23 protein-coding genes and 2 pseudogenes are annotated in these 24,828 nt (G+C 69.5%); 20 read left to right on the top strand and 5 right to left on the bottom strand.

Going from position 1 to position 24,828, the window contains the following annotated elements:
* Positions 1 to 38 precede the first annotated feature (38 nt).
* The 12 genes from BS329_RS01315 to BS329_RS01260 all read left to right on the top strand — a co-directional run bounded on the left by BS329_RS01315 (position 39) and on the right by BS329_RS01260 (position 12,750).
* Positions 39 to 1,235: a preprotein translocase subunit SecY gene (locus BS329_RS01315; protein WP_084749297.1), complete on the top strand. Its 1,197-nt coding sequence runs from the start codon at positions 39 to 41 to the stop codon at positions 1,233 to 1,235.
* Between the two features lie 42 nt (positions 1,236 to 1,277).
* Complete coding sequence (locus BS329_RS01310) at positions 1,278 to 2,603, top strand: MATE family efflux transporter (protein ID WP_076155117.1); 1,326 nt, start codon at positions 1,278 to 1,280, stop codon at positions 2,601 to 2,603.
* Positions 2,604 to 2,837: 234 nt separating this feature from the next.
* Entirely contained in the window at positions 2,838 to 4,148 is a 1,311-nt protein-coding gene (locus BS329_RS01305) for an MFS transporter (protein ID WP_076154924.1), read from the top strand.
* Between the two features lie 29 nt (positions 4,149 to 4,177).
* Complete coding sequence (truB, locus tag BS329_RS01300) at positions 4,178 to 5,101, top strand: tRNA pseudouridine(55) synthase TruB (RefSeq protein ID WP_076154923.1); 924 nt, start codon at positions 4,178 to 4,180, stop codon at positions 5,099 to 5,101.
* A 40-nt stretch (positions 5,102 to 5,141) separates the two neighbouring features.
* A complete protein-coding gene (locus BS329_RS01295; RefSeq protein ID WP_076154921.1) occupies positions 5,142 to 6,104 on the top strand; it encodes a bifunctional riboflavin kinase/FAD synthetase in 963 nt (320 codons plus the stop codon).
* A gap of 114 nt (positions 6,105 to 6,218) precedes the next feature.
* Positions 6,219 to 6,698, top strand: a complete 480-nt coding sequence (locus BS329_RS01290; RefSeq protein ID WP_076154920.1) for a helix-turn-helix domain-containing protein — start codon at positions 6,219 to 6,221, stop codon at positions 6,696 to 6,698.
* Positions 6,698 to 7,207, top strand: a complete 510-nt coding sequence (gene thpR / locus BS329_RS01285; protein ID WP_076154918.1) for an RNA 2',3'-cyclic phosphodiesterase — start codon at positions 6,698 to 6,700, stop codon at positions 7,205 to 7,207. The genes BS329_RS01290 and thpR overlap by 1 nt, the downstream gene beginning before the upstream one ends.
* A gap of 129 nt (positions 7,208 to 7,336) precedes the next feature.
* Positions 7,337 to 7,606, top strand: a complete 270-nt coding sequence (gene rpsO / locus BS329_RS01280; protein WP_003084034.1) for a 30S ribosomal protein S15 — start codon at positions 7,337 to 7,339, stop codon at positions 7,604 to 7,606.
* Positions 7,607 to 7,843: 237 nt separating this feature from the next.
* Positions 7,844 to 10,099 carry a polyribonucleotide nucleotidyltransferase gene (locus BS329_RS01275; protein ID WP_076154916.1) on the top strand — a complete coding sequence of 752 codons (2,256 nt, stop codon included), beginning with the start codon at positions 7,844 to 7,846 and terminating at the stop codon, positions 10,097 to 10,099.
* A 97-nt stretch (positions 10,100 to 10,196) separates the two neighbouring features.
* Positions 10,197 to 11,561, top strand: coding sequence for a M16 family metallopeptidase (locus tag BS329_RS01270; RefSeq protein WP_076154915.1), 1,365 nt, complete (start codon positions 10,197 to 10,199; stop codon positions 11,559 to 11,561).
* On the top strand, positions 11,558 to 12,304 hold the full coding sequence (gene dapB, locus BS329_RS01265) for a 4-hydroxy-tetrahydrodipicolinate reductase (RefSeq protein ID WP_076154913.1): 747 nt from the start codon (positions 11,558 to 11,560) through the stop codon (positions 12,302 to 12,304). Before BS329_RS01270 ends, dapB begins: the two co-directional genes overlap by 4 nt.
* Complete coding sequence (locus BS329_RS01260) at positions 12,301 to 12,750, top strand: tetratricopeptide repeat protein (protein WP_076154912.1); 450 nt, start codon at positions 12,301 to 12,303, stop codon at positions 12,748 to 12,750. Before dapB ends, BS329_RS01260 begins: the two co-directional genes overlap by 4 nt.
* Positions 12,751 to 12,857: 107 nt before the next feature.
* Here the strand turns inward: BS329_RS01260 and BS329_RS01255 are convergent, their stop codons facing one another.
* Positions 12,858 to 13,379 carry a YqaA family protein gene (locus BS329_RS01255; RefSeq protein ID WP_076154910.1) on the bottom strand — a complete coding sequence of 174 codons (522 nt, stop codon included), beginning with the start codon at positions 13,377 to 13,379 and terminating at the stop codon, positions 12,858 to 12,860.
* A 149-nt stretch (positions 13,380 to 13,528) separates the two neighbouring features.
* On the opposite strand from BS329_RS01255, the pseudogene BS329_RS44305 reads away from it, so the two are divergent.
* Positions 13,529 to 13,936 (top strand): annotated as a pseudogene (locus tag BS329_RS44305) (GtrA family protein); the annotation flags it as partial.
* A gap of 66 nt (positions 13,937 to 14,002) precedes the next feature.
* Here the strand turns inward: BS329_RS44305 and BS329_RS01245 are convergent.
* Entirely contained in the window at positions 14,003 to 14,563 is a 561-nt protein-coding gene (locus tag BS329_RS01245) for a GNAT family N-acetyltransferase (RefSeq protein ID WP_076154907.1), read from the bottom strand.
* 115 nt (positions 14,564 to 14,678) lie between these two features.
* On the opposite strand from BS329_RS01245, the gene BS329_RS01240 reads away from it, so the two are divergent.
* Positions 14,679 to 15,899 (top strand): winged helix-turn-helix domain-containing protein, encoded by a 1,221-nt coding sequence (locus BS329_RS01240; RefSeq protein WP_076155115.1) that lies wholly within the window; start codon positions 14,679 to 14,681, stop codon positions 15,897 to 15,899.
* A gap of 314 nt (positions 15,900 to 16,213) precedes the next feature.
* Here BS329_RS01240 and BS329_RS01235 read toward each other — a convergent pair whose 3' ends face one another.
* Positions 16,214 to 17,122: a DUF4097 family beta strand repeat-containing protein gene (locus BS329_RS01235; RefSeq protein ID WP_076154905.1), complete on the bottom strand. Its 909-nt coding sequence runs from the start codon at positions 17,120 to 17,122 to the stop codon at positions 16,214 to 16,216.
* Between the two features lie 10 nt (positions 17,123 to 17,132).
* On the bottom strand, positions 17,133 to 17,657 hold the full coding sequence (locus BS329_RS01230) for a toxin-antitoxin system HicB family antitoxin (RefSeq protein ID WP_076154903.1): 525 nt from the start codon (positions 17,655 to 17,657) through the stop codon (positions 17,133 to 17,135).
* A gap of 133 nt (positions 17,658 to 17,790) precedes the next feature.
* Here BS329_RS01230 and thyX point away from each other — a divergent pair, with 133 nt between their 5' ends.
* From thyX to BS329_RS01200, 6 genes are all read left to right on the top strand, one after another.
* On the top strand, positions 17,791 to 18,543 hold the full coding sequence (thyX, locus tag BS329_RS01225) for an FAD-dependent thymidylate synthase (RefSeq protein WP_005156312.1): 753 nt from the start codon (positions 17,791 to 17,793) through the stop codon (positions 18,541 to 18,543).
* Positions 18,543 to 18,935: an ACT domain-containing protein gene (locus tag BS329_RS01220; RefSeq protein ID WP_076154901.1), complete on the top strand. Its 393-nt coding sequence runs from the start codon at positions 18,543 to 18,545 to the stop codon at positions 18,933 to 18,935. The genes thyX and BS329_RS01220 overlap by 1 nt, the downstream gene beginning before the upstream one ends.
* An 85-nt stretch (positions 18,936 to 19,020) precedes the next feature.
* On the top strand, positions 19,021 to 20,523 hold the full coding sequence (locus tag BS329_RS01215; protein WP_076154899.1) for a serine/threonine-protein kinase: 1,503 nt from the start codon (positions 19,021 to 19,023) through the stop codon (positions 20,521 to 20,523).
* A 110-nt stretch (positions 20,524 to 20,633) separates the two neighbouring features.
* Positions 20,634 to 21,647 carry a 4-hydroxy-tetrahydrodipicolinate synthase gene (gene dapA / locus BS329_RS01210; protein WP_076154897.1) on the top strand — a complete coding sequence of 338 codons (1,014 nt, stop codon included), beginning with the start codon at positions 20,634 to 20,636 and terminating at the stop codon, positions 21,645 to 21,647.
* Positions 21,644 to 23,341: a ribonuclease J gene (locus BS329_RS01205; protein WP_076154895.1), complete on the top strand. Its 1,698-nt coding sequence runs from the start codon at positions 21,644 to 21,646 to the stop codon at positions 23,339 to 23,341. Before dapA ends, BS329_RS01205 begins: the two co-directional genes overlap by 4 nt.
* 125 nt (positions 23,342 to 23,466) lie before the next feature.
* Positions 23,467 to 24,249 carry a pentapeptide repeat-containing protein gene (locus BS329_RS01200; protein ID WP_076154893.1) on the top strand — a complete coding sequence of 261 codons (783 nt, stop codon included), beginning with the start codon at positions 23,467 to 23,469 and terminating at the stop codon, positions 24,247 to 24,249.
* A gap of 241 nt (positions 24,250 to 24,490) precedes the next feature.
* Here the strand turns inward: BS329_RS01200 and BS329_RS01195 are convergent.
* Positions 24,491 to 24,804: pseudogene (locus tag BS329_RS01195) on the bottom strand (GABA permease); the annotation flags it as partial.
* Positions 24,805 to 24,828 lie beyond the last annotated feature (24 nt).

Raw genomic sequence — 24,828 nt, 5'->3', positions numbered from 1 at the left:
TCGGAATTTCATCCGTGGTTCCTAACGTGATCCCCACGATGAACGACCGAGCCTCCCTCCGCCGCCGGATCCTGGTCACGCTGGGCGTGATCGTGCTGTTCCGGCTTGGCCAGAGCCTGCCAGCGCCCCACGTGACCGTCCGCGCGCCGGAAGACGATCCTCCGCTGCGCTGGATCCTCGACCTTCTCACCGGTGGTGGCCTGTCCACACTGCCGGTGTTCGCGTTCGGCGTCCTTCCCTGCCTGGTCGCCCCGCGTCTCCTGCGAGCCCTGATCGTCCTGAGCCCGAGGTTGGCCGCGCTCCGGGCCGAAGGCGAGGCCGGCGCCCGGGTGCTGACGAGGTACCGGCGCCGGCTCACCGTCGTACTCGGCCTGGCGGGCGCCATCTGTGTGCTCGGGTTCCGCGGTCAGGACGTCCTCGACGGACGCGGCGCCGTCGCCGTGGCGTGCCTGACGGCGGGCACCGCGCTGGTTCTGCGGCTGACCGAGGTGATCACCGACCGGGGGTTCGGTGACGGCGTCCGGATCCTGCTGCTCGCGCAGGTCCTCGCGGTGCTGCCGCCGGAGTTCCTGCGCCTCTGCGAAAGGACGGGCTGGACCGCCATCGTGGTCATGGCGGTGGTGACGTTGTCGATCACGGTGATCACGATCGTCGTCGCGCAGGGACAGCGCCGCGTCCCGGTGCAGTACGCCAAGCGGATGATCGGCGTGCGCACCTACGGCGGATCCCCGACCTACCTTCCCCTTCGGTTCCCCCAAGCGAACAGCCCGGCCGTCCTCGCCGCGGCGCTGCTGTCCGTGCCGGTGCTCTGGCCAGGCGTGAGCCGGCTTGGGTGGCTGCGTGACGAGGGAGATCCCTGGCGGATCGCGGTCTACTTCGTCCTGGTGTGCCTCTTCGCCTTCATCAGGGCCGCCGCGTCGCAGGACATGGACAAGGTGGCCCGCGACCTGGTGCGGGTCGGCGGCTTCGTCCCCGGGATCCGGCCGGGAAGCCCGACCGCCGACTATCTCGGGTACGTGAACCACCGGGTCATCGGTTTCGGGGCGGTCTGTTCCGGAGTGGTCGCGCTGATCCCGGCCCTCGGCCTTGCCCTGCTGGACGCGAGCCCGAGGATTCCCGTCGCCGGGGTGACCCTGCTGGTGGTCCTCGTCTTCCTCGTCAGTGTCACGCTCGACACCACGCGGCAGATCGAGTCACTACGCCGGCAGCGACGCTACGCACCGTTCCTCCGCTGAGCGGAGGATGGGACTGTCGTACCAGACCTTTAGTCTGCGGTGGTGCCTGAAGCTTCTGAAACCGACGAGCGCATTCCGCCGAAACGCGTGCTCGGGCTCGCCTTGCCCGCGCTCGGCGTGCTCGCCGCCGAACCGCTGTACGTCCTGGTGGACACGGCCGTCGTCGGGCATCTCGGCGCGTTGCCGCTGGCCGGGCTCGCCGTCGGCGGTGTCGTGCTCTCGCAGGTTTCGAGCCAGCTGACGTTCCTCTCCTACGGCACCACGTCGCGGACGGCGCGGCTGCACGGCGCCGGACGTCGTGGCGAGGCGGTCCGCGAAGGTGTCCAGGCGACCTGGCTGGCGGTGATCGTCGGCCTGGTGGTGATCGTCGCCGGGCAGCTGCTGGCCGCGCCCATCGCCCGGGTCCTCTCCGGGGACGCCGCGATCACCGACGCCGCCGTTTCCTGGCTGCGGATCGCGCTGTTCGGGACGCCGTTCATCCTGATCACGATGGCCGGGAACGGCTGGATGCGGGGCGTGCAGGATTCCGCGAAACCGCTGCGTTATGTCTTGGCGGGCAACGGGATCTCGGCCGTGCTGTGCCCGGTGCTGGTGTACGGCGCGGACTGGGGGCTGGAGGGCTCGGCGATCGCGAACGTCGTCGCGCAGGTGATTTCGGCGTCGCTGTTCATCGTGGCCCTGGTGCGGAAGCGGGTCCCGCTGCGCCCGGAGCCGAAGGTGATGCGCGCCCAGCTCGGCCTCGGCCGGGACCTGGTCCTGCGCAGTCTCGCCTTCCAGGCGTGCTTCGTCTCCGCCGCGGCGGTCGCCGCGCGGACGTCCACCGAGGCGGTCGGCGCGCACCAGGTCGTGTTGCAGCTGTGGACGTTCCTCGCGCTCGTGCTGGACTCGCTCGCGATCGCCGCGCAGTCGCTCGTGGGGGCCGCTCTCGGCGCCGGGGCGAGCAAACGGGCGCGCGGGGTGTCGAACCAGATCACCGCCTACGGACTGGTGTTCGGCTGTTTCCTCGGTGTCGTGTTCGCGTCGGTGGCCGGGGTACTTCCGCAGGTGTTCACTTCCGACGCGGCCGTGCTCGGCGAGATCCCGCACGCGTGGTGGTTCTTCGTCGCGTTGCAACCGATCGCCGGGGTGGTGTTCGCGCTGGACGGCGTCCTGCTCGGCGCGGGCGACGCCGCGTTCCTGCGCAACGCGACACTCCTGAGCGCGGCGGCGGGATTCCTGCCGCTGATCTGGTTGTCGCTCGCGTTCGGCTGGGGACTGGCCGGGATCTGGACCGGACTCTCGCTGTTCATGCTGCTGCGGCTGGCGACCTTGCTGGTGCGGTGGCGGTCGGGGCGGTGGGCCGTGGAAGGCGCCGTCCGCGCGGCCTGACCCCCGCCGCGTTTCGTCCTCTAGTTGCGGTACTTGCACGCGCAACTACCGCAACTAGAGGACGAAACGCGGGGGAGGGGGAGGGGGGAGGGGGGAGGGAGCGGGAGCGCGGGCGTGTGGCGAAAAGCACCCGGGTAACGGGTGGGTTTCGCCGTTACTTAGGGGCTACAACTATATGAGGCGGCAGCGCGGGCGTCTCGTCTCGCCCGAAACCGTTCTCGAGGAGGAAACACTGTGACAGGCCGAGCCACTCGCCGGTCCTGGTTCATCTGGTTCGCCGCCGTCACCGTCTATCTCCTCGCCGTCTTCCACCGCACGTCGTTCGGCGTCGCCGGGCTCCAGGCCGCCGACCGTTTCGGCGTCGGCGCGGCCGCGCTCGGCACGTTCACCGTCTTGCAGGTCGGCGTCTACGCCGCGATGCAGATCCCCACCGGCGTCCTCGTCGACCGCTACGGCCCGCGCCGCGTGCTCACCGCCGCCGTGTTCTTCCTCGGCCTCGGCCAGATACTGCTCGCGGTCGCCGATTCGTACCCGCTCGGCCTGATCGCCCGCGCCGTCGTCGGCTTCGGCGACGCGCTGACGTTCGTGAGCATCATGCGGCTGATCGCGGCGCACTTCCCCGGCCGCCAGTACGCCCTGCTCGCCGCGCTGACCGGGGCCATCGGTTACGTCGGCAACCTCGCCGCGACCGTCCCGCTCGGCCTGCTGCTCGACGGCCCCGGCTGGACCCCGACGTTCCTGGCCGTCGGCCTGGTGACCGCGCTGTACGCGGCCGTCGTCGCCCTTCGCGTCAAGGATTCCCCGCCCGGCGGGCCGGCGCCCGTGCGCGGACGGGTGCACCCGAAGCTGCTGGGCCGCCAGGTCGCCGAGGCATGGCGCACCCCAGGGACCAGGCTGGGATTCTGGGTCCACTTCAGCACGATGTTCGCGCCCAACGTGCTGACCATGCTGTGGGGTGTCCCGTTCCTGGTGCAGGGACAGGGCTACCCGAAGTCCACCGCGAGTTCGCTGCTGATCGTGTTCGTGTTCGGTTCGATGATCGGCGGCCCGTTCGTCGGCGGCCTGATCGGACGGCGCCCGTCGCTGCGGATGCCGCTGGTCGGCGGGTACATCGGTGTCGCCGCGGTGATCTGGGCGGTCCTGCTCGGCTGGAGCGGGACGACTCCGATGGCGGTCCTCGTCCCCGCGTTCGCCTTCCTTTCCCTCGGCGGCCCCGCCTCGATGATCGGCTTCGCGCTGGCGCGGGACTACAACCCGCTCTCGCGCGTCGGGACCGCGACCGGTGTGGTGAACGTCGGCGGGTTCGTGGCCACGACGATCTCGGCGCTCGCGGTCGGCGTACTGCTGGAGTGGACCGGCGGCGCGTTCCGGCTGGCGCTGCTGTCCGTCATCGTGGTGCTCGCGCTGGGCACCTTCCGGATGCTCGTGTGGTGGCGGCGTACCCGCGCCGTGCTGTTCGAGGCCGAGGCGCGTGGCGAGCGGATCCCGGTGCAGATCCGGCGCCGTCGCTGGGACGCCGGAGCGCCGCTGCCCGTCTCGTCCTAGGGGCAGGCCCGAAAGATAGGGTTCGGCGCGTGTCGCGCTCCGATCAAGCCCCCGCCAGGAAACGTCCCGCCCCGCCGCCCGGTCTCGTCATCGTCGACAAGCCGTCCGGGATGACCTCCCACGACGTCGTCGCCAAAGCCCGGCGCTTCATGGGCACCCGCAAGGTCGGGCACGCCGGAACCCTGGACCCGATGGCCACCGGCGTCTTGGTGCTCGGCATCGAACGCGCGACGAAACTCCTCGGCCATCTGGCACTGGACCGCAAGACCTATCTCGCGACCCTCTCCTTGGGACTGTCCACCACGACCGACGACGCCGAGGGCGAGCCGATCGCCGAAGCCGCCCCGGAAGCCGTCGAGAAGATCACCGACGACGCGATCGCCGCCGGGATCGCCGCGCTGACCGGAGCCATCCAGCAGGTGCCGAGCGCGGTCAGCGCGGTCAAGATCGACGGGAAGCGCGCGTACGCCAGGGTCCGCGCCGGCGAAGAGGTCGTGATCCCGCCGCGTCCGGTCACCGTGCACCGGTTCGATCTGCTCGCCACCCGCCGCGAGGCGGGCCGGATCGAACTCGACGCCGTCGTCGAGTGCTCGTCCGGAACCTACGTCCGGGCACTGGCCCGCGATCTCGGCGCGGGACTGGGCGTCGGCGGACATCTGCTCGCGTTGCGGCGCACCACGGTCGGGCCGTTCACGCTCGCCAAGGCCCGCACTCTCGACCAGCTCGAAGACAAGCCGGAACTGTCGCTGGACCTCGACGCGGCCGTCGCCGCCGCGTTCCCGCGCCGCGACCTGGACGCCCGCATGGCGCAGTCGGTCCGATATGGACAGAGGGTGCCTTCGGCCGGGATCGAGGGCACGTACGGGATGTTCGGACCGGACGGCCGGGTGCTCGCGCTCGCCGCCGACGAAGGGGAACTGGCCCGGTCGGTGGTCGTGTTGCTTCCCGCCTAGGCTGGTGCACGAAGCGGGCCTGGAGGAGACGGGGCTACAAGTGCAGCGTTGGCGTGGTTTGGGTGACCTTCCCGGGAGCTGGGGACGGTGCGTGGTGACGATCGGCGTCTTCGACGGCGTGCACCGCGGACATCAGGAGCTGATCTCGAGGACGGTCCGCGCCGCCGCCGAACGCGGTGTGCCGAGTGTGGTGCTGACCTTCGACCCGCATCCGTCGGAGGTGATCCGGCCGGGCAGCCATCCCGCGCAGCTGACCACGTTGCGCCGCAAGGCGGAACTGGTCGAGGGCCTGGGCGTGGACGTCTTCTGCGTGCTGCCGTTCACCCTGGAGCTGTCGCGGCTGACGGCGCACGAGTTCGTGCACGAGGTCCTGGTGGACAAGCTGCACGCGGCCGCGGTGATCGTGGGGGAGAACTTCACCTTCGGCGCCAAGGCCGCCGGTGACGTCGGTCTCCTGCGCACGCTGGGGAAGCGGTTCGGCTTCGTGGCGCACGGCGCGGAACTCCAGGGGCTGCTCGCGCAGCAGCGGTCGGAGAACGAGATCACCTTCTCCTCGACCTACGTCCGCTCGTGCATCGACGCCGGGGACGTCGTCGCGGCGTCCGAAGCGCTGGGCAGGCCGCACCGGCTGGAGGGCATCGTCGTCCGGGGCGACGGCCGGGGGCACGATCTCGGCTACCCGACGGCGAACCTGTCGACGCCGCGGTTCGCGGCGGTGCCCGCCGACGGCGTCTACGGCGCTTGGTTCACCCGTTCGTCGGATCCTGGCCGACGGCTGCGCGCCGCCGTCTCGGTCGGGACGAACCCGACGTTCTCGGGGCGGGAACGCACCGTCGAGGCCTTCGTCCTCGACATCGACGAGGACTTCTACGGGCAGCACGTCTCGCTCGATTTCGTCGCCAAGCTACGGGATCAGGTCCGGTTCCCGACGTCGGAAGGTCTGGTGAAGCAGATCGACGAGGACGTCGCCCGTACCAGGGACCTGCTGGGCGAGCAGGGCTGAGGAGACCCGGCCGCGGCCGGGCGACAATCGGCAAACACGCCCGTCAAGGTGTGTCGCGGTGGCAGGATGTCACGGACCGCAGAGGCGTTCGATGGGGTTAGGGGAGCGGGCCAGGTGGAGGACCACAAGATCGTCCAGCGGAACATCGCGCTGCAGAGGGAGTGGTACGGGGAGCCGCTCGGCGATCGCGTGCGGAGACTGGTCGTCGCGTTCGACATCTCCCAGGCCTTCCTCGCCGAGGTCCTCGGGATCAGCGCGCCCATGCTCAGCCAGGTGATGAGCGGCCGCCGCGCGAAGATCGGCAACCCGGTCGTACTCGCCAAGATGATCATGCTGGAGCGCAAGGTGCTGGTCCCGGCGGTCGCCGCGGGCGACCGCAAGGCCATGCAGGAGGCCCTGGAAGACGTCCGCGACTCGCGGCCGACGGTGGGCCGCGACAGCATCCCGGTCGGCGCCGTCGCCGATGACCAGGGTGTGCTCGCCGCGCTGCGGGACATCGGCGAGGACGAAGACCTCACCGAAGCCGCGAAGCTGCTCGACGACGACTTCCCCTCCCTCGCGGACCTGCTGCGCCGGGCGGCCAAGAATTCCTGATGAACCTCTTCAGTGCCCTGGTCCCGCCGGACGACGTCCTCGATGAGATCGCCGCGGCGCTGGGCACTCCCGAAGACGGCGATCTGCGCTGGTCGCGGCGCGAACACTGGCACGTCACCCTCGGTTTCTATGGTGAGGACGACGCTGAAGAACGAGGCGAGTGGCTGGCCGGACGGCTGAGGAGGGCGGCCGCGATCGACGTCTCCCTGGAAAAGGCCGCGACATTCCCCGGGGTGCTGTGGTTGAGTGTCACCGGAACCGGGCTTCACGAGCTGGCCACGAAGGCCGGCGCGGGGAACGAGGGCAGGCCGTACGTGGCCCACCTGACACTGGCCCGCTTCCCCCGCGACCGGCCCGGAGCCGCGAGCGCGTGGGCGGAGCGGCTGGCCGGGTTCACCGGCAGAACTTGGACGGCCACCGAAGCCGTGCTGATTCGCAGTGACCGTGAGCAGGACGTTTCGCACTACCGGGTGATCCGGTCGTACGAGTTGGCCGACGCCCGCGCCTGAAGCCGCTGATCACGAGACTGGTAACCTCGATGATTGGGTCCGGCTGCAGTCCGTGGCGGCCGTGACCGTCTCACCCGGCGTGAAGACATCGTCCGGGCCGCACGGCACAGAATATCTAGGAGCACCACTGTGGCTTTGTCCACCGAAGAGAAGAAGTCGATCCTTGCCGAGTACGGCGTGCACGACTCGGACACCGGATCCCCCGAGGCCCAGGTCGCGCTGCTGACCAAGCGCATCGTCGGCCTCACCGAGCACCTCAAGGCTCACAAGCACGACCACCACTCCCGTCGCGGGCTTCTGCTGCTGGTCGGCCGCCGCCGCCGGCTGCTGAACTACGTGATGAAGGTGGACATCGAGCGTTACCGTGCGCTGATCCAGCGTCTCGGCCTCCGCCGATAGCTTGAACCCGAGGGGGAGTGACCACGACGGTCGCTCCCCCTCGGTCCAAGAACAAAGAACCACGCGGCGCGAGCGCGCATGGGGAACCGTCCGCCGGTCCTCGGTAGTGGTTCCCGGGCAACGGCCCGGGGGCTTCGATCGAAGACCGGCCTCACTCCTCGAGCGTCCGCAGGCGAAACAGGTCCCAGGGTGGGAGACTCGCGCCGTTACAGAGGATCAAAAGAGGAGATACACCCTATGACCGACTCCACCGGAGTCACCGTGCACGAAACCGAAGCCGTGATCGACAACGGCCGTTTCGGCACCCGCACCGTCCGCTTCGAGACCGGCCGCCTGGCCCGTCAGGCCGCCGGCGCCGTCGTCGCGTACCTCGACGAAGAGACCATGCTGCTCTCGGCGACCACCGCGTCGAAGCACCCGAAGGACCACTTCGACTTCTTCCCGCTGACCGTGGACGTCGAGGAGCGGATGTACGCCGCCGGACGCATCCCCGGCGCGTTCTTCCGTCGTGAAGGCCGTCCGTCGACCGACGCGATCCTGACCTGCCGCCTGATCGACCGCCCGCTGCGCCCGTCGTTCACCGACGGTCTCCGCAACGAGATCCAGGTCGTCATCACCGTCCAGAGCCTCAACCCGGACGACCCGTACGACGTGCTCGCGATCAACGCGGCTTCGGCCTCGACCCAGATCGCCGGCCTGCCGTTCTCGGGCCCGGTCGGCGGCGTCCGCGTCGCGCTGATCGAGGGCCAGTGGGTCGCGTTCCCGACCTGGAAGCAGCTCGAGGACGCCACCTTCAACATGGTGGTCGCCGGCCGCATCGTGGGTGACGACGTCGCCATCATGATGGTCGAGGCCGAAGCCACCGACCGCACCCTCGACCTGATCGCCGACGGCGGCAAGTCGCCGGACGAGATCGCCGTCGCCGAGGGTCTCGAGGCCTCGAAGCCGTTCATCAAGGTGCTGTGCGAGGCCCAGCAGCAGCTGGCCGACGTCGCCGCCAAGCCGACTGGTGAGTTCCCCGTCTTCCTCGCTTTCGAGCAGGACGCGTTCGACGCCGTCGCCGCCATCGCGACCGACGACCTCGCCAACGCCCTGACCATCGCGGGCAAGCAGGACCGTGAGAACGCGACCGACCAGGTGAAGGCCGCGGTGCTGGAGAAGATCGGCCTGGGCGAGGGCGAAGCCTTCCAGGGCCGTGAGAAGGAGATCGGCGCGGCGTTCAAAGCCCTGTCGAAGAAGATCATGCGCAAGCGCGTCCTCACGGACAAGATCCGCATGGACGGCCGCGGCCTGACCGACATCCGGTCGCTCGCCGCCGAGGTCGCCGTGATCCCGCGGGCGCACGGTTCGGCGCTGTTCGAGCGCGGGGAGACGCAGATCCTGGGCGTCACCACGCTGAACATGCTCCGCATGGAGCAGCAGATCGACTCGCTCTCCCCGGAGACCACGAAGCGGTACCTGCACCACTACAACTTCCCGCCGTTCTCCACCGGCGAGACCGGCCGCGTCGGTTCGCCGAAGCGGCGCGAGATCGGCCACGGCATGCTCGCCGAGCGCGCCCTGGTCCCGGTCCTGCCGAAGCGGGACGAGTTCCCGTACGCGATCCGCCAGGTCTCCGAGGCGCTGGGCTCCAACGGCTCCACCTCGATGGGCTCGGTCTGCGCGTCGACCATGGGCCTGCTGAACGCGGGTGTCCCGCTGAAGGCGCCGGTCGCCGGCATCGCCATGGGCCTCATCTCCGACGAGGTCGACGGCGAGACCCGCTACGTCGCGCTGACCGACATCCTCGGTGCCGAAGACGCCATGGGCGACATGGACTTCAAGGTCGCCGGCACCAAGGACATCATCACCGCGCTGCAGCTCGACACGAAGCTCGACGGCATCCCGTCGGAGGTCCTCGCGGCCGCGCTGAAGCAGGCGAAGGACGCTCGCCTCACCATCCTGGAGGTCATCGCCGAGGCGATCGACGGCCCGGACGAGATGAGCCCGTACGCCCCGCGCGTCACCAGCGTGAAGATCCCGGTGGACAAGATCGGCGAGGTCATCGGCCCGAAGGGCAAGATGATCAACTCGATCACCGAGGAGACCGGCGCCGACATCTCCATCGAGGACGACGGCACGATCTACGTTGGCGCGGCCGACGGCCCGTCGGCGGAGGCGGCGATCGACAAGATCAACGCCATCGCCAACCCGCAGCTGCCCAAGGTCGGCGAGCGCTTCCTCGGCACCGTGGTGAAGACGGCCGCGTTCGGCGCGTTCGTCTCGCTGCTGCCGGGCAAGGACGGCCTGGTGCACATCTCCAAGCTGGGCAACGGCAAGCGGATCGCCAAGGTCGAAGACGTGGTCAACGTGGGCGACAAGCTCCGCGTCGAGATCGCCGACATCGACAACCGCGGCAAGATCAGCCTGATCGTGGTCCAGGAGGACGACGCCGCCTCGGCGGAGAAGCCCGCCGAAGGCGCCGAGGCCGACGCTCCGAAGGCCGACGCGTAGCAGTTCCGGCAAGACCGGTGTGAAACGTCAGAAAAGGGTCGTTCGGGACGGTTTCCGTCCTGAGCGACCCTTTCCTGACATGTGAGTAAGGGATCCGTTGGCACGTCAGATCTCCGGGCACGAACAGCCCGTCGGCAGCACCCGCACGCTGGAGTCCACTTCAGACGGTGCGGTGGTCAAGCGCAGTGTGCTCGCCGGAGGGCTCCGGGTCATCACCGAGCACGTTCCCGCCTCCCGGTCGGCGACGGTCGGACTATGGGTCGGCGTCGGATCGCGCGACGAACCGTCGTCGGTCGAAGGCGCCGCGCACTACCTCGAACACCTGCTGTTCAAGGGCACCACGAACCGCGACGCCACCCAGATCGCCGAGGAGATCGACGCGGTCGGCGGTGAATTCAACGCGTTCACCGCGAAAGAGCACACCTGCTACTACGCGCAGGTGCTCGATGAGGACCTGCCGCTCGCGATGGACCTCGTCACCGACGTCGTGTTCGAGGCCCTGTGCACGGACAAGGACGTCGAGACCGAGCGCAGTGTCGTACTCGAAGAGATCTCGATGCGTGACGACGATCCCGAAGACCTGCTGCACGAGACGTTCGTCGGCGCGATCTTGGGTGACCACGCGCTCGGCCGTCCGGTGCTCGGCAGCGAGAAGTCCATCATCGAGATGTCCGCGTCGGCGCTGCGGGGCTTCTACCGGCGCCGTTACACGTTGCCGCGGATGGTGCTCGCCGTCGCCGGGAACATCGAGCACGGTCAGGTGCTTCGCCTGGTGCGCAAGGCTTTGCGGAACCGGCTGACCGGGACCGCGACGCCGGTGCCGCCGCGCGGCGGGCGGGCGCGGATCGCGATGGCGCCGAAACTCGCGCTGCACACCGACGACACCGAGCAGGCGCACGTCATGCTCGGCCTGCGTTCGCTGTCGCGGCACGACGACCGGCGGTTCGCGCAGTCGGTGCTCAACGCCGCGCTCGGCGGCGGGATGAGTTCGCGCCTGTTCCAGGAAGTCCGCGAGAAGCGCGGGCTGGCGTACCAGGTGTACTCGTCCGTCGCGAGCTACGCCGACGCCGGGCACATGGCTGTGTACGCGGGCTGCCAGCCGGAGAAGCTCGGCGAGGTCGCCGGCGTGATCCGCGAGGTGCTCGAACTCGTCGGCAAGGACGGGCTGAGCGAAGCCGAGGTCGCGCGCGCGAAGGGGCAGTTGCGGGGCGGGCTCGTGCTAGGTCTCGAAGACACCTCCTCGCGGATGTCGCGGATCGGCAAGAACGAACTGAACTACGGCCGGTACCTCGGCGTCGACGACACGGTGGCGCGGATCGACGCCGTCACCACCGAAGAGGTCTGTGCGCTCGCTCGCACTCTGCTGCACCGCCCTGGTGGCGTGACGGCGGCGGCGGTGGTCGGGCCGTACGCTCACGCCGACGACCTTCCGGACGATCTGCACGAGGTGATCGCATCATGACCACGGGAATTCGCGTCGGCGTGCTGGGCGCACGCGGCCGGATGGGCCAGGAAGTCGTCGCCGCCGTCGACGGCGCCGACGACATGGAACTCGTCGCCGCGCTCGACGCCGGTGACGACTTCTCGGCGCTCAAGCAGGCGCAGGTCGTCGTCGACTTCACCCATCCCGACGCGGTGATGGACAACCTGGAGTTCCTCACCGGCAACGGGATCCACGCGGTCGTCGGCACCACCGGCTTCAGCGAAGACAGGCTGGAGAAGCTGCGTACGTGGCTTGCCGCCGACCCGTCGCTCGGCGTGCTGATCGCGCCGAACTTCGCGCTCGGCGCGGTGCTGGCGATGCGGTTCGCCCAGCAGGCGGCGCGGTTCTACAACTCGGCCGAGGTCATCGAACTGCACCACAACCGCAAGGCCGACGCGCCTTCCGGTACCGCCGCGCACACCGCGCGGCTGATCGGCGAGGCCCGTGCCGCGGCCGGTCTCGAACCGGGTGACGACGCGACGACGTCCGAAGTGGACGGTGCCCGCGGCGCGCTCGTCGAGAACGTCCGCGTGCACTCCGTCCGGCTGCCCGGTCTGGTGGCGCACGAGGAGATCCTGTTCGGCGGCGAGGGGGAGACCCTCACCATCCGGCACGATTCGCTGCACCGCACGTCGTTCATGCCGGGAGTGCTGCTGGGAGTGCGCTCGGTGCTCACGCGACCCGGCTTGACGGTCGGTCTCGAGAACATCCTCGACTTGTGAGGGCCCGCAATTTCGCGCTGGTGATGACGGCGGCGCTCGCGGTCTACGTCGTGCTGCTGGCAGGCCGCGGGATCGCGTTGCTGCGCACCGGCGAGACGGTGCCGGTGATCTTCGGCATCGGTGTCCTGCTGCTGCCGCTGCTCGGGATCTGGATCATCGTGACCACCTGGCGCTCCGGCGTCCAGATCCAGCGGCTTTCGCGGCGGCTGGACGAAGAAGGCGGCCTGCCCGACGTGTCCGATCTGCCCCGTCGTCCCTCGGGACGGGTGGATCGCGACGCCGCGGACGCGTGGTTCGACGAGCGCCGGGCCGAAGTCGAGGCGGACCAGGAGAACTGGCGCGTCTGGTACCGGCTGGCCTACGCGTACGAGATCGCCGGTGACCGGAAGCGGGCCCGGGCGACCATGCGGCGCGCCGTGGAGCTGGAAGCGACCTCCCGCAACTAGAGGACTAAACGCGTTCCGTGACTCCCGCGTTTCGTCCTCTGGTTGCGGTACATGCACGTGCAACTACCGCAACTAGAGGACGAAACGCGGCCCGTGACGCGGCGGACTCAGTAGTGGAACCAGCCGGCGAACAGGGCGGGGGAGGCGGCCAGCAGGCTGAACCGCAGCCAGCGGCCCAGGAAACCGGTGGCCAGGAAGCTCGCCAGGGGCATCTTCACCAGCCCCGCGAGCACGCTCGTGGCCATGTACGGCGGCAGGCCGATGACCGAACTCACCCCGTACGTGCCCGCCATCCAGTGCGGATGCCGGTGGCAGCGTTCGCGAAGGGCGTCGAGCCGGGCGCGCATCTTCTTGGTGCGCGCCTGCCATCTTTCCCGGCGCGGGGTGGGCGGCCGCTCCCGGTGGAGCCGGTCGTGCAGGGGTTTCGGCAGCTTGATCGTGCCCTTCGCGGCGAGGTAGTAGAGCGTCTTCCCGCCGACCTGACCGGCCGCGACGACGGCACCGAGCAGCAGCCACGGCAGCGTCGGCTCGCTCGCGCACAGGCCGATGAGGAACATCTCGATGCTGACGATGGGAAGGATCGCCGAGCCGAAGGCGACGCCGAACGACAGGAGCAACCAGCCCACCATCGTTGCCTCCCCGTTATCTTCGTCTTCTCCAAGCTATCAGTTGAAAACCAGGACGCACTGGGGATAACCCCCGTTCCCGGTTTCGGGGCCGCACCAGAAGATCACCTCTTCGTCGGCTCGCGGCCATCTGGCGCTGCCATGCTGGATCCGTGGCCGACGTGCACGACGCGGTCCGCGGCAAGGGTTTCGCGGATCGCTTCGCCGACTTCTGCGCGGCCGTGGTCCGGCGCCTCCCCTTCGGGCTTTCCCGGCTGGTGGCGCCGAGTTTCCTCGGTTTCGCGCTCATCAACGGGTTCACCTTCGGGGTCGACCTGCTCCTGCTGACCCTGCTCCGCGGCTGGCTCGGCCTGCCGGTGTGGCTGGCGATCACGCTCGCGTACGGGGTCGCGTTCGGGCTGAGTTTCGTGCTGAACCGCAGCATGAACTTCCGCTCGCACGCGCCCGTGGGCAGGCAGGCGGTGCTGTACGTCGTCGCGATCGTCATCAACTACGTGGCGTTCCTGCTCGGCGTCGGCGCGGGACTGGCCGCGTTGGGCGTCGACTATCGCCTCTCCCGGCTGATCGCCGGGGCGTGCGAAGGCGTCTTCATGTACTCGGTGATGCGCTGGGTCGTGTTCGCGAAGTCAGGGAGTGAGCTCGAGGGCGAGGGTGCCGGTGAGCCGGACTTCGCGCACGTTCGTGCTTCCGGTGTCGAGGATGCGGACGGTTCCGTCGGGGGACCAGCCCGCGCGGCGGAAGAAGCCCAGTGACGCGTGATCGGTCTGGGCGGCCCAGCTGATCCCGCGCGTGGCGCCGTCCTCGCGCAGCCAGGTGGACGCGTTCGCGAGCAGCCGGCCCGCGTGCCCGCGCCGTCCCCAGCGCGGCTCGACCAGCAGGGACGCGATGAGCGCGGTCGTCGCGGCGTCGTCGGGCAGCGATCCGTCCGCGGCGGCCACTTCGCTCTCCGGCGCCCTGCCCGCGACGCAGAAGCCGACGGTGAACTCGCCTTCGGTGGCCAGGAAGACACGCGTCCCCGGGTATTCGATCGTCTCGGCCCAGGTCTTTTCGAGCTCCACGACGTCGAGTTCGGCGACAGCTGCTTCGCCGAGCAGTTCCGTGTAGGCGCTTCGCCAGGTGTCGTGCTGGATGCGGGCGATCTCGGGAGCGTCGGACACGACGGCGGGGCGGACTTCGGCGGCGGCCATGAGGAGAACCTACAGCGGAGCGAAGCTCCTCCGGTGAGGGCGGTAGCGGGGAGGAATGCGGAGAATCCACTGATACCGCCGGAAACTGTCGGTGGCGGATGGCACCATTCCGACGATGAGCACTACGACCCTCAGCGGGCCGGTCGCGCGCCGGATCGCGTTGGCCGCACAAGGGTTCGCCGACGCGCGGCCCAGCGGCGCGGTGACCAGGCGGCATCTGCAACGCGTGCTGTCGCGAACCCAGTTGCTGCAGCTGGATTCGGTGAACGTCGCGGTCCGCGCGCACTACATGCCGATCTTCTCGCGTCTCGGCGCGTACGAGCCCACGTTGGTGGACGACGCGGCCTGGTCGCATTCCGCGCGCAAACCCCGGCTGCTGGTCGAATCGTGGGCGCACGAGGCGAGCCTGCTGCCGGTGGAGGACTGGCCGTTGCTGCGGTCCGGGGCGAAGCGCATGGGCTGGTGGACGAACTACGCGCGTGTGCTGGAGCAGACACCGCGGCTGGTGGACGACATCCTCACCGTGGTCAAGGAGCGGGGGCCGATCGGCGCGGGTGGCATCGAGCGCGCCCTGGAAAGCGACTCGGGCGGCTACAGACCCGGCTCGTGGTGGGAGCGCTCGGAGGTCAAGAAGGCCTGCGAGTGGCTCTTCGGCATGGGGCAGCTGACCACCGGCACGCGCCGGTCGTTCGAGCGGTTGTACGACCTGACCGAACGCGTGGTGCCGCCGGAGATCCTGTCGCGCCGGGTGAGCCCGGAGGAGGGCGCCCGCGAACTGATCACCCGGGCGGCCGTCGCGCTGGGCGTCGGCACCGAGCCGGACCTGCGGGACTACTACCGCCTGGGTCCCGACGTCAGCAAGCGAGCGGTGGCCGAACTGGTCGACGCGGGGGTGCTGGAACCGGTGACCGTGGACGGCTGGCCCGCGCCGGCGTATCGGCACATGGCGGCGAAGACACCTCGCACGGTCACCGGTCGCGCGTTGCTGTCGCCGTTCGACCCGTTGATCTGGGAACGCGCCCGGACCGAGCGCATCTTCGACTTCTTCTACCGCATCGAGATCTACGTCCCCGAGCCGAAGCGGATCTATGGCTACTACGTCTTCCCGTTCCTGCTGGACGGCGAACTCGTCGGCCGCGTCGACCTCAAATGCGATCGGGCCGCCGGAGTGCTTCGCGTTCAGGGCGCCTTCGCCGAGCCTGGGGTGGACGTCGCCCGGGTCGCGAGTGAGCTGGCCGGGGAGCTGCGGCTGATGGCGGAGTGGCAGGGGCTGGACGGGGTCGTGGTGGGGGAGCGGGGCGCCCTCGCTCCGGTGCTCGCGCGACTGGTGCGCTGACGGGCTTCATGGCATCCGGTTTCTCAGGAGCGCCCGCGAAGGCTTCCTTCGCCACTCACGCCCACCCCGAGCCTTCCGGCACCGACGCCCTGGTCACCTGAAGTACATGAAGGACCCCTTCACTGCGCTAGGCGCAGTGAAGGGGTCCTTCATGTACTTCGGGAAGGTGTGAAGGTCGAGTTTCTTCGGCTGAGCCGAGGGAAGGGGGCCTTCACGCGCCATCGACGTGACTGGTGGAGCAAGGGACCTTTGCTCCCACCCCCGTGGAAAAGTGAGAGCAAAGGTCCCTTGATCCCCCCCCGCAGCTCGCGGCCTCACCTGGCCGCGCTGGTCACCACCGCGTCGCCGGTCCCGGTCCGCGCCCGCACCTTCAGCGAGACCTCGGAAGGGGCGCTCTCCGCGACATCCAGCTCACTCGACACCGAGCCGGTCGTCGAAGACAGGTCGATTTCGGCGGCGACACCGCCGCGGATCCCGACCCGGACCTCGCCCGATCCGGTGGTCAGCTCCAGCGATCCGGAGGCGGCGTCGGCCACCGAGAGGTCGCCGCTGCCGGTGCGCGCCAGGACCTCGCCCGCGACCTCGCCGAGCCAGACGTTGCCGGTACCGGTCGCGACCGTGGCCGAACCGCTCACCGAGGACGCCTCGACGTGGCCGCTGCCGGTGCGGAGTTGCAGGCCGGACAGGGTCGGGCCGAGCTTGATGTCGCCGGTGCCGGTGCGCACGATCGCCGAGCCGTCCGCCCGCTCCAGGCCGACGTCGCCGGATCCCGTGAGGATGTCGGCCCGCCCCGCGGACCCGGTCACCGTGACGGCGGCCGCCCCGGCCCGCACCTCCAAGTGCGAACCGGCGGGGGCACGGACGGTCACGGCGAGCGGGACGTTCTTCAGTTGCCAGGCCTTCGGCGCCTGGACGACCAGCCGGTTGCCGACCTTCTCGATCCGCGTCTGCGCCACGGCGTCGCCCGCCGACGCTCCCTGCGGGCCGCCGAGCTGGTCGCCGAAGCGTTCCCCGACCCAGCTGAGCAGGCTCGTCATCCCGTCGACCCACGGCTGCTGCTCGCCGCCGTCACGGCGGACCTCGGCGTGGATACCGCTCTCACCGGTCAGGTCGACGGTCACTCGGCCGATGGCCACGCTCACGTCGATCTCGATCGGGCCGTCGGCCTCGAAGTCTTCGACGCGCACGGTCTCTTCACCGGCGGGAATGCTTTCCTCGGTCATTTCGTCCCCCTCAGCCCTGGACCCAGCCGTGCAGGTGCGAACCGGCACCGCCGCCCGGCTTCTGCTTGTACTGCCAGTGCTCGCTGCCGCTCTTGCCCAGCGCCCCCTGGACGGCCTGCGAGACGAACGTGTTCAGCGAAACGCCTTGAGAGGCGGCCGCGGCTTCGGCCTGGCCTTTGACCTGCTCGAACAGGCGTAGCGTGATTCGTGTGATGTCGCCCGTGTCCACCTTGGGGGCGCGCGGAGCCTCTCGCGGCGCCTCGTTGCGGGGTGCGGACTGCTCAGTGGTCTCGCCGGAGCCGGTGACGACGACGCGCACGTCGCGGCCATCGAGCCGGACGTCGACGACATGCCCCGGCAGCGCCGAGGTCACTTCGGCGGCCAAGTCCGCGAGGGCGTTCATGATGGTCAGTCGGGCGGCAGGCTCCAGTGCCGACGACAGCAGCGCGGCAGCGCGCCGCGTCTGCTCGTCGCCGGCCGAAGCCGTGTTCGCGAGGTCCTCGCGAAGGCTTGTGATGTACGGCGTCAGATCCATGACACCACTATGACGTCACTTGTGATGTCAGTCAAGGAGCCAATGACGTCACCATGATGTCGCCGAGGTGTCAGAGATGGCTGCGGTTACGCTGCCCGGAGTCGTGGAGCAGGGGTCGAAAGGGAGTGCGAACGTGGCCGAGACCGTGTCACCCAAGGTTCAACTGATCGCGAAGACGGAGTTCTTCCCGCCGTCGGACGTACCGTGGTCGACCGATGCCGACGGTGGTGAGGCGCTGGCCGAATTCGCGGGCCGGGCCTGCTACCAGTCCTGGAAGAAGCCGAACCCGAAGACGGCCACCAACGCCGGCTACCTCGAGCACATCATCGACGTGGGCCACCTGTCGGTGCTGGAGCACGGATCCGTCAGCTTCTACATCACCGGCATCTCCCGGTCGCTGACGCACGAGCTGATCCGTCACCGGCACTTCTCCTACTCGCAGCTTTCGCAGCGCTACGTCCCGGAGCGCGACGCCGCGTTCGTCGAGCCCGACGTCATCGCGCAGGACCCGGAGCTGCACGCGAAGTTCCTCGCCGCCTCGCAGGCCGCCGTCGACGCCTACACCGAGTTGCTCGCCGGGCTCGAGGAAAAGTTCGCCGACGTGCCGAGCGCGACCCTACGCCGCAAGCAGGCCCGCCAGGCCGCCCGAGCCGTGCTGCCGAACGCGACCGAGACCCGCATCGTGGTCACCGGCAACTACCGAGCCTGGCGCCACTTCATCGCGATGCGCGCCACCGAGCACGCCGACGTCGAGATCCGCGCCCTGGCCATCGACTGCCTGCGCGAACTGCAGAAGGCCTCGGGCAACGTGTTCGCGGACTTCACCATTTCCGCGCTGCCCGACGGCACCGAGGTCGCGTCCAGCCCGAAGGTCCTCGAGGGCTGATGCGACGCCTCGCGATCGACGTCCGGCCAGGCGAATACGCGGTCGCCCGCCTCGCCCCGGACGCGCCGATTCCGGCGAACCTGCTCGATCCCGGCGAGCCTGTCCTGATCTCCATCACGCGGACGCCGGAGGAGCTGTCGGTGATCTGCCCGGCGGGTCTCGCGCCTGCCGGTGCCACCGTCGAGGACGGCTGGCGGCTGCTGTCGGTCCGCGGGCCGCTGGCCTTCACGCTGACCGGCATCATCGCGGCGCTGTCGAGCGAACTGGCCGCCGCCGGGGTGGCGCTGTTCTCGATGTCCACTTTCGACACCGATCACGTGCTGGTCCGGGCCCCTGAGCTGGAGCGCGCGGTGAAGGCGCTCCGGGAGTCCGGGCACGAGGTCACGGTCTGAATCCCGGCGATAGGAAGAAGGAACCTTTCGGCGCGCGAACAGGTCCGAGTTAGCATCCTGCGCGAACCGAAGGAGCGCCGAAACCTTGACCGACGAAAAGACCCGTCCGTACGGGCCGCCGCCCCAGCAGACGTATCAGGCCGCCGGCGCGCGGATCGTCGCAGGCCGTTACGCCCTGCTGGGCGAGCTCGGCCGCGGCGGGATGGGGATCGTCTGGCGCGCTCAGGACCAGGTGATCGGCCGTCAGGTGGCGATCAAGGAGCTGAAGTTCCCGAACGCTCCCGAGGACGCCTCGGTGCTCACGGAGCGGATGCTGCGCGAGGTCCGCTCCGCCGGGCGTCTCAACGACCCGGCCGTGGTCACCGTGTACGACGTCGTCACCGAGAACAGCGCCACGTACATCGTGATGGAGCTGGTCGAGGCGCCGACGCTGGCCGATCTGGTCCGCGAGCGCGGACCCCTGCCCGCCCAGCAGGTCGCGCTGGTGGGGGAGCGGGTGCTGTCCGCGCTCCGGGCCGCGCACGCCGCCGGGATCGTGCACCGCGACGTCAAACCCGCGAACATCATGGTCGCGCCGGACGGCCGGGTGAAGCTGACCGACTTCGGCATCGCGCACGCCACCGACGACCCGCGCCTGACCACCAGCGGCATGATCGTCGGCTCGCCCGCGTTCATGGCGCCGGAGCGGGTCGAAGGCCGCGACGCGATGCCCGAATCCGACCTCTGGTCGCTGGGCACGACGCTGTTCTTCGCCGCCGAGGGCATCGTCGCGTTCGAACGGTCGACCACGGCGGCCACGCTGCACGCGATCATGACCGAGGCGCCGTACCTGACCCGGGTCCAGGGCCCGCTGGCCGCCGCGATCCTCGGCCTGCTGGTCACCAAACCCGAAGCGCGGATGTCGTACGACCAGGTGCGCAGCCTGTTCGCGGCCGCGCAGGGCGTGCAGGCCCAGCCGACGCCGCCCTCCGGCGGCACCGCGATGATGCAGCCCGGCCGGCCGATGACCCGGCTCGCGCCCGCGCCCGCCAAGCGCAACCTGCGTCCTTTGTGGATCACCCTGGCCGCGGTCGCGGTGATCGGCGCACTGGTCGGCGGGATCTTCCTCGGCCGCTGGATGGCCACGCCGGAGGGGAACAACCAGGCGCAGCCCACGCTGACCTACGGCATCAACGGCCAGGTCAAACTCGGTTCCTCCGGCGACTGCTACAACGTGCCGCTCAAAGAGGGCATCAACCTGAACAACGGGACCAGCTGCAGCGACGACCACCTGCTGGAGGTCTTCGCCAAGGGAAGCCTGCTCGACGTCGAGTCCTCCTCCGATGACGATGCCCAGGAAGCCGGGTATCCGGGCGCCGAAGCGGTCAACCGGATCGCCGAAGCGCTGTGCTCGGTGACGTTCAACTCGAACGTCGTCCCGGCGGAGCAGCGGTCGTCCCTGATCTGGCGTCCGGTCGTCCCGACCGAGGCCGAATGGCTCCGTCCGCCCAATGAGGAGAATCGGAACTACTCCCGCGGGTTCCTCTGCCTGCTGGCCAAGGTCGACGGCAGCCAGATCCCGAAGCAGATCACCACCAAGGTCAAATAGGTCACAAAGAGTTTGCGCCGAGTTCGCCTTCGCCACGGAAAATCTCCCGCATTTCCGGGAACGACCACGTCGGCAAGGGGACAGACGGCCTCAGGAGGTACCTTCACACCATGTCCACTCCACCAACCGCAGCGCCGGGAAGACCGTTCGGGCGCGTGCTCACCGCGATGGCCACCCCCTTCGACGCCGACGGCGCGCTGGACCTGAAGCGGGCGCAGGAGCTGGCCGAACACCTCGTGGAACTGGGCAACGACGGTCTCGTCGTGAACGGCACGACCGGGGAGAGCCCCACCACGACCGACGCCGAAAAGGCCGAGCTGATCCGCGCGGTCGTCGAGGCCGTCGGCGACCGGGCGACCATCGTCGCGGGCGCGGGCACGAACAACACCGCGCACAGCATCGAGCAGGCGAAGCAGGCCGAAGCGGCGGGCGCGCACGGCATCCTCGTCGTCACGCCGTACTACTCCCGCCCCAGCCAGGCCGGGCTCTACGCGCACTTCACCACGGTCGCCGACGCGACCGGCCTGCCGGTGATGCTCTACGACATCCCGCCGCGGTCGATCGTCCCGATCGAGGTCGACACGCTGCTGCGACTTTCGGAGCACCCGCGCATCCTCGCGGTCAAGGACGCCAAGGGCGACCTGATCGCCGGCTCCGAGGTCATCGCGAACTCGCCGCTCGCCTACTACTCCGGTGACGATGGCCTCAACCTGCCGTGGATCTCCGTCGGTGGCGCGGGCGTGGTCAGCGTGATCGGGCACGTCGCGGCGGGCCGCATCCGCGGCATGATGGACGCCTACGAATCCGGCGACACCTCCACCGCGCGCACCAACCACCGCGGCATGCTGCCCGTCCTGCGGGCGATGTCCCGCGTCGGCGGCGTCGCGTTCTCGAAGGCGGCCCTGCGGCTTCGCGGGTTCGACATCGGCGACCCGCGACTTCCGATCGTCCCCCCGAACGAAGAGCAGCTCCAGGCGATTTCCGCCGATCTCGCCCAGGGTGGCGTGCCGCTCGGCGAAAGCGCCGCCGGCGACTGGCATGGTGCTCGGGTGGCACAAGCAGATTCAGCGGCGGCCTACACGGCGCCGACCTCACATACCAGCGTTGGGACCATGCCTCGGTGACTTCATTGCCAACCGGACCCGGACCGACCACCCCGCCGCCCGCGCTGCCCGAAGGCGCCTTGCGCGTCGTGGCGCTCGGCGGGATCGGCGAAGTCGGCCGCAACATGACCGTCTTCGAATTCGGCGGCCGTCTGCTGATCGTCGACTGCGGTGTCCTCTTCCCCGAAGACGACCAGCCCGGCGTCGACCTGATCCTGCCCGACTTCCGCGCGATCGAAGACCGCCTGGAGGACATCGACGGACTCGTCCTCACCCACGGGCACGAGGACCACATCGGTGCCGTCCCGTTCCTGCTGCGGCTCTTCCCGGACCTGAAGATCTACGGTTCGCGGTTCACGAACGCGCTGCTCGCGGCCAAGGCCAAGGAGCACCGTCAGCGGCCGAACCTGATCGAGGTCCGCGAGGGGGAGCGCCGCACGGTCGGCGCCTTCGACCTCGAGTTCTTCGCGGTCAACCACTCGATCCCGGACGCGCTCGCGGTGGCCATCCGCACGCCCGCAGGGGTCGTGCTGCACACCGGTGACATCAAGCTCGACCAGCTCCCGCTCGACGGCAGGCTGACCGACCTCGCCGGGTTCTCCCGGCTCGGCGACGAGGGCGTGGACCTGTTCTGCGTCGACTCGACCAACGCCGAGGTGCCCGGGTTCGTCATGCCGGAACGCGACATCGGCCCGGTGCTCGACGACGTCGTCCGCAAGGTCGGCCAGCGCGTGATCGTCGCCTGCTTCGCGAGCCACGTGCACCGCGTCCAGCAGGTGCTCGACGCCGCCGTGCGGCACGGCCGCCGGGTCGCCTTCGTCGGCCGGTCGATGGTCCGGAACATGGGCATCGCCGCCGACCTCGGCCTGCTGAACGTGCCGGACGGCCTGCTGGTCAACCTGGACCAGGCCAGCGACCTACCCGAGAGCAAGGTGCTGTTCGTGTCGACCGGTTCGCAGGGCGAGCCGCTGTCGGCGCTGTCGCGGATGGCGCGCGGCGAGCACCGGCAGATCTCGATCCGCGCCGGTGACACCGTCGTGCTGGCCAGCTCGATGATCCCGGGCAACGAAACCGCGGTCTTCGGCGTCGTCAACGGCCTCACCCGGCTCGGCGCGAACGTCGTCCACCAGGGCAACGCCAAGGTGCACGTGTCCGGGCACGCGTCGGCGGGCGAGCTGCTGTACCTGTACAACGCGGTGCGCCCCAGCAACGTCATGCCGGTGCACGGTGAGTGGAAGCACCTGCGCGCCAATGGCGAACTGGCCGTGCGCACCGGTGTCGCGCCGGAGAACGTGGTCATCGCCGAGGACGGTGTGGTGGTCGACCTCGTCGACGGCAAGGCCACGCGGACCGGCCGGGTCGAGGTCGGGCACGTGTACGTCGACGGCCTCTCGGTCGGCGACGTCGGCGAGTCGACCCTGTCCGACAGGCTCGTGCTCGGCGAAGGCGGTTTCATCGCGATCACCGTCGCCGTGGACACCAGCACCGGCCGCGCGGTGACCCGGCCGACCGTGTCCGGGCGCGGGTTCTCCGACGACCCGAAGGCACTCGACGCCGTGCTGCCGATGGTGGAGATGGAACTCGCCAGGACCGAGGCCGAGGGCATCACCGACACGCACCGCATCGCGCAGGCCGTGCGCCGCGTCGTCGGCCGCTGGGTCGCCGACACCTACCGGCGCCGTCCGATGATCGTGCCGACGGTTATCCCGGTCTAGCCCAGACGCTGGGTGCAGGTCCGTGAAGGACTCCTTGAGAGACTCTGGGTCCCTTAAGGAGTCCTTCACAGATCCCGGAAGAGCCAACTCGGTCGAGGACGGGCCTTCACGCGCATAATCGCCTCATGATGGTGGGGGTACACGTCGTGGCGGCGCTGGCGGGCGTCGCACTCGGGATCGGGGCGGTCTACGTCGCCCGGATGGTCATCGAAGGCGTTCGCCGCGACCGGCGGGAACGGCCCGAACAGATCGCCGTCGGCCGCCGGCGGGAGCGCTGGGAACGTGCTGCCGGAAAGCTGGAGAGCGAGGCTGCCGCGGAGCGCCTGGAAGGCTTCGCGGAACTTGATCAGTACGGGCGAGAAGACGCCGACGCTCACGAAGACGTCATCGAGCTGACCTGCGCTTACCTGCGCAGGCCCTTCCTGTTCCCCGTCGAAGACGAGGAGGAGTTCGCGATCCGCCTCGTCGCGCAGAGCCTCCTCACCCGGCATCTCCGGCGATCCGGTGGCCCCGAATTCCGGGAAGTCGAGGAGCTGGAACTCCAGGACGCGGTCCTCGTCGAGCCGGACTTCGCGGACTGCGACCTCGTCGGTGCCGACTTCCGGGACGCCGCGATCGTCGGCGGGAACTTCCGGCGTGCCCGATTCCCGCGCTTCGCGAACTTCGATCGCGCGCACTTCACCGGCGACACCGACTTCCGCGAGGCGAGCTTCCCCCACTACGCCAGCTTCAGCGGCGCGCTGTTCGCCGGGACGATCACGTTCGCCGACGCCGATTTTTCGGAAGTCCCCGACTTCTCCGACGCCCGGGTGGAGCGGCCCGGCGACGCGGACTCGTGGCCGTCGTCCTGGTATGTCCAGGCGGCTTCGCCGGTCGCTCAGGGACGCCTTCTGCCGCGCAAGGACTAGCGAGTCGCCGCGACCATCAGCAGGGCGAAGGCGACCGTGATCAGTTGACCGAAGAGGGCGTTGCGGGCTTTGCGCTGTTCGGCGCGAGTGGGCCGGTTCATCACGGATTCCCCCGGTTTCGAGTGTTTCCTTACGGGGCAAGTGTTCCGCGATCCGCTCCCGGGCACCTCCCGCCTCGGGAGGGTTCGAATACGCCGCAGGTCGCAGCCTTCCCTTAAGGGAGGGGCAGACCGGACTCTATGACCGACGCGAGCCAGAACTCCGTCTCCCCGAACGAACGGGCCGAGGCGAGGTTGGCCGCGGTCAGCAGCAGCATCAGCACGAGCGAGAAGATCCATTGCGGTACAACGGGAATCCAGGTACAAGTACAGCCAGCCGACGGTGAAACCCGCTCAGCCGTCGAGCGAGGTCCGCGCGTACTCCATGAAGGAACCCTGTGACGGCGCGGCCGTCGCCATTTCGCCGAGCATCCGCATCACCAGCACGACGATCAAGCCGCCGATGGCGTAGGAGAGGACGGCGGCTCGCGCCGATGATGCCGCCGAGCGCGATCATCCGGACGTGGCGTTGCCGCAGGTC

This window comes from Amycolatopsis coloradensis, assembly GCF_001953865.1.
In the GTDB taxonomy this organism is placed as follows: domain Bacteria; phylum Actinomycetota; class Actinomycetes; order Mycobacteriales; family Pseudonocardiaceae; genus Amycolatopsis; species Amycolatopsis coloradensis.
Note: the sequence above shows the minus strand (reverse complement) of the source record. Positions and strands in the feature narration are given on the sequence as shown.

Excerpts from the sequence above, each read along its gene's own strand:
- BS329_RS01315 (WP_084749297.1), top strand. The coding sequence starts at position 39 with ATGAACGACCGAGCCTCCCTCCGCCGCCGGATCCTGGTCACGCTGGGC.
- thpR (WP_076154918.1), top strand. The coding sequence starts at position 6,698 with ATGAACCTCTTCAGTGCCCTGGTCCCGCCGGACGACGTCCTCGATGAG.
- BS329_RS01275 (WP_076154916.1), top strand. The coding sequence starts at position 7,844 with ATGACCGACTCCACCGGAGTCACCGTGCACGAAACCGAAGCCGTGATC.
- dapB (WP_076154913.1), top strand. The coding sequence starts at position 11,558 with ATGACCACGGGAATTCGCGTCGGCGTGCTGGGCGCACGCGGCCGGATG.
- BS329_RS01255 (WP_076154910.1), bottom strand. The coding sequence starts at position 13,379 with ATGGTGGGCTGGTTGCTCCTGTCGTTCGGCGTCGCCTTCGGCTCGGCG.
- BS329_RS01245 (WP_076154907.1), bottom strand. The coding sequence starts at position 14,563 with ATGGCCGCCGCCGAAGTCCGCCCCGCCGTCGTGTCCGACGCTCCCGAG.
- BS329_RS01240 (WP_076155115.1), top strand. The coding sequence starts at position 14,679 with ATGAGCACTACGACCCTCAGCGGGCCGGTCGCGCGCCGGATCGCGTTG.
- BS329_RS01235 (WP_076154905.1), bottom strand. The coding sequence starts at position 17,122 with ATGACCGAGGAAAGCATTCCCGCCGGTGAAGAGACCGTGCGCGTCGAA.
- BS329_RS01230 (WP_076154903.1), bottom strand. The coding sequence starts at position 17,657 with ATGGATCTGACGCCGTACATCACAAGCCTTCGCGAGGACCTCGCGAAC.
- BS329_RS01220 (WP_076154901.1), top strand. The coding sequence starts at position 18,543 with ATGCGACGCCTCGCGATCGACGTCCGGCCAGGCGAATACGCGGTCGCC.
- dapA (WP_076154897.1), top strand. The coding sequence starts at position 20,634 with ATGTCCACTCCACCAACCGCAGCGCCGGGAAGACCGTTCGGGCGCGTG.
- BS329_RS01200 (WP_076154893.1), top strand. The coding sequence starts at position 23,467 with ATGATGGTGGGGGTACACGTCGTGGCGGCGCTGGCGGGCGTCGCACTC.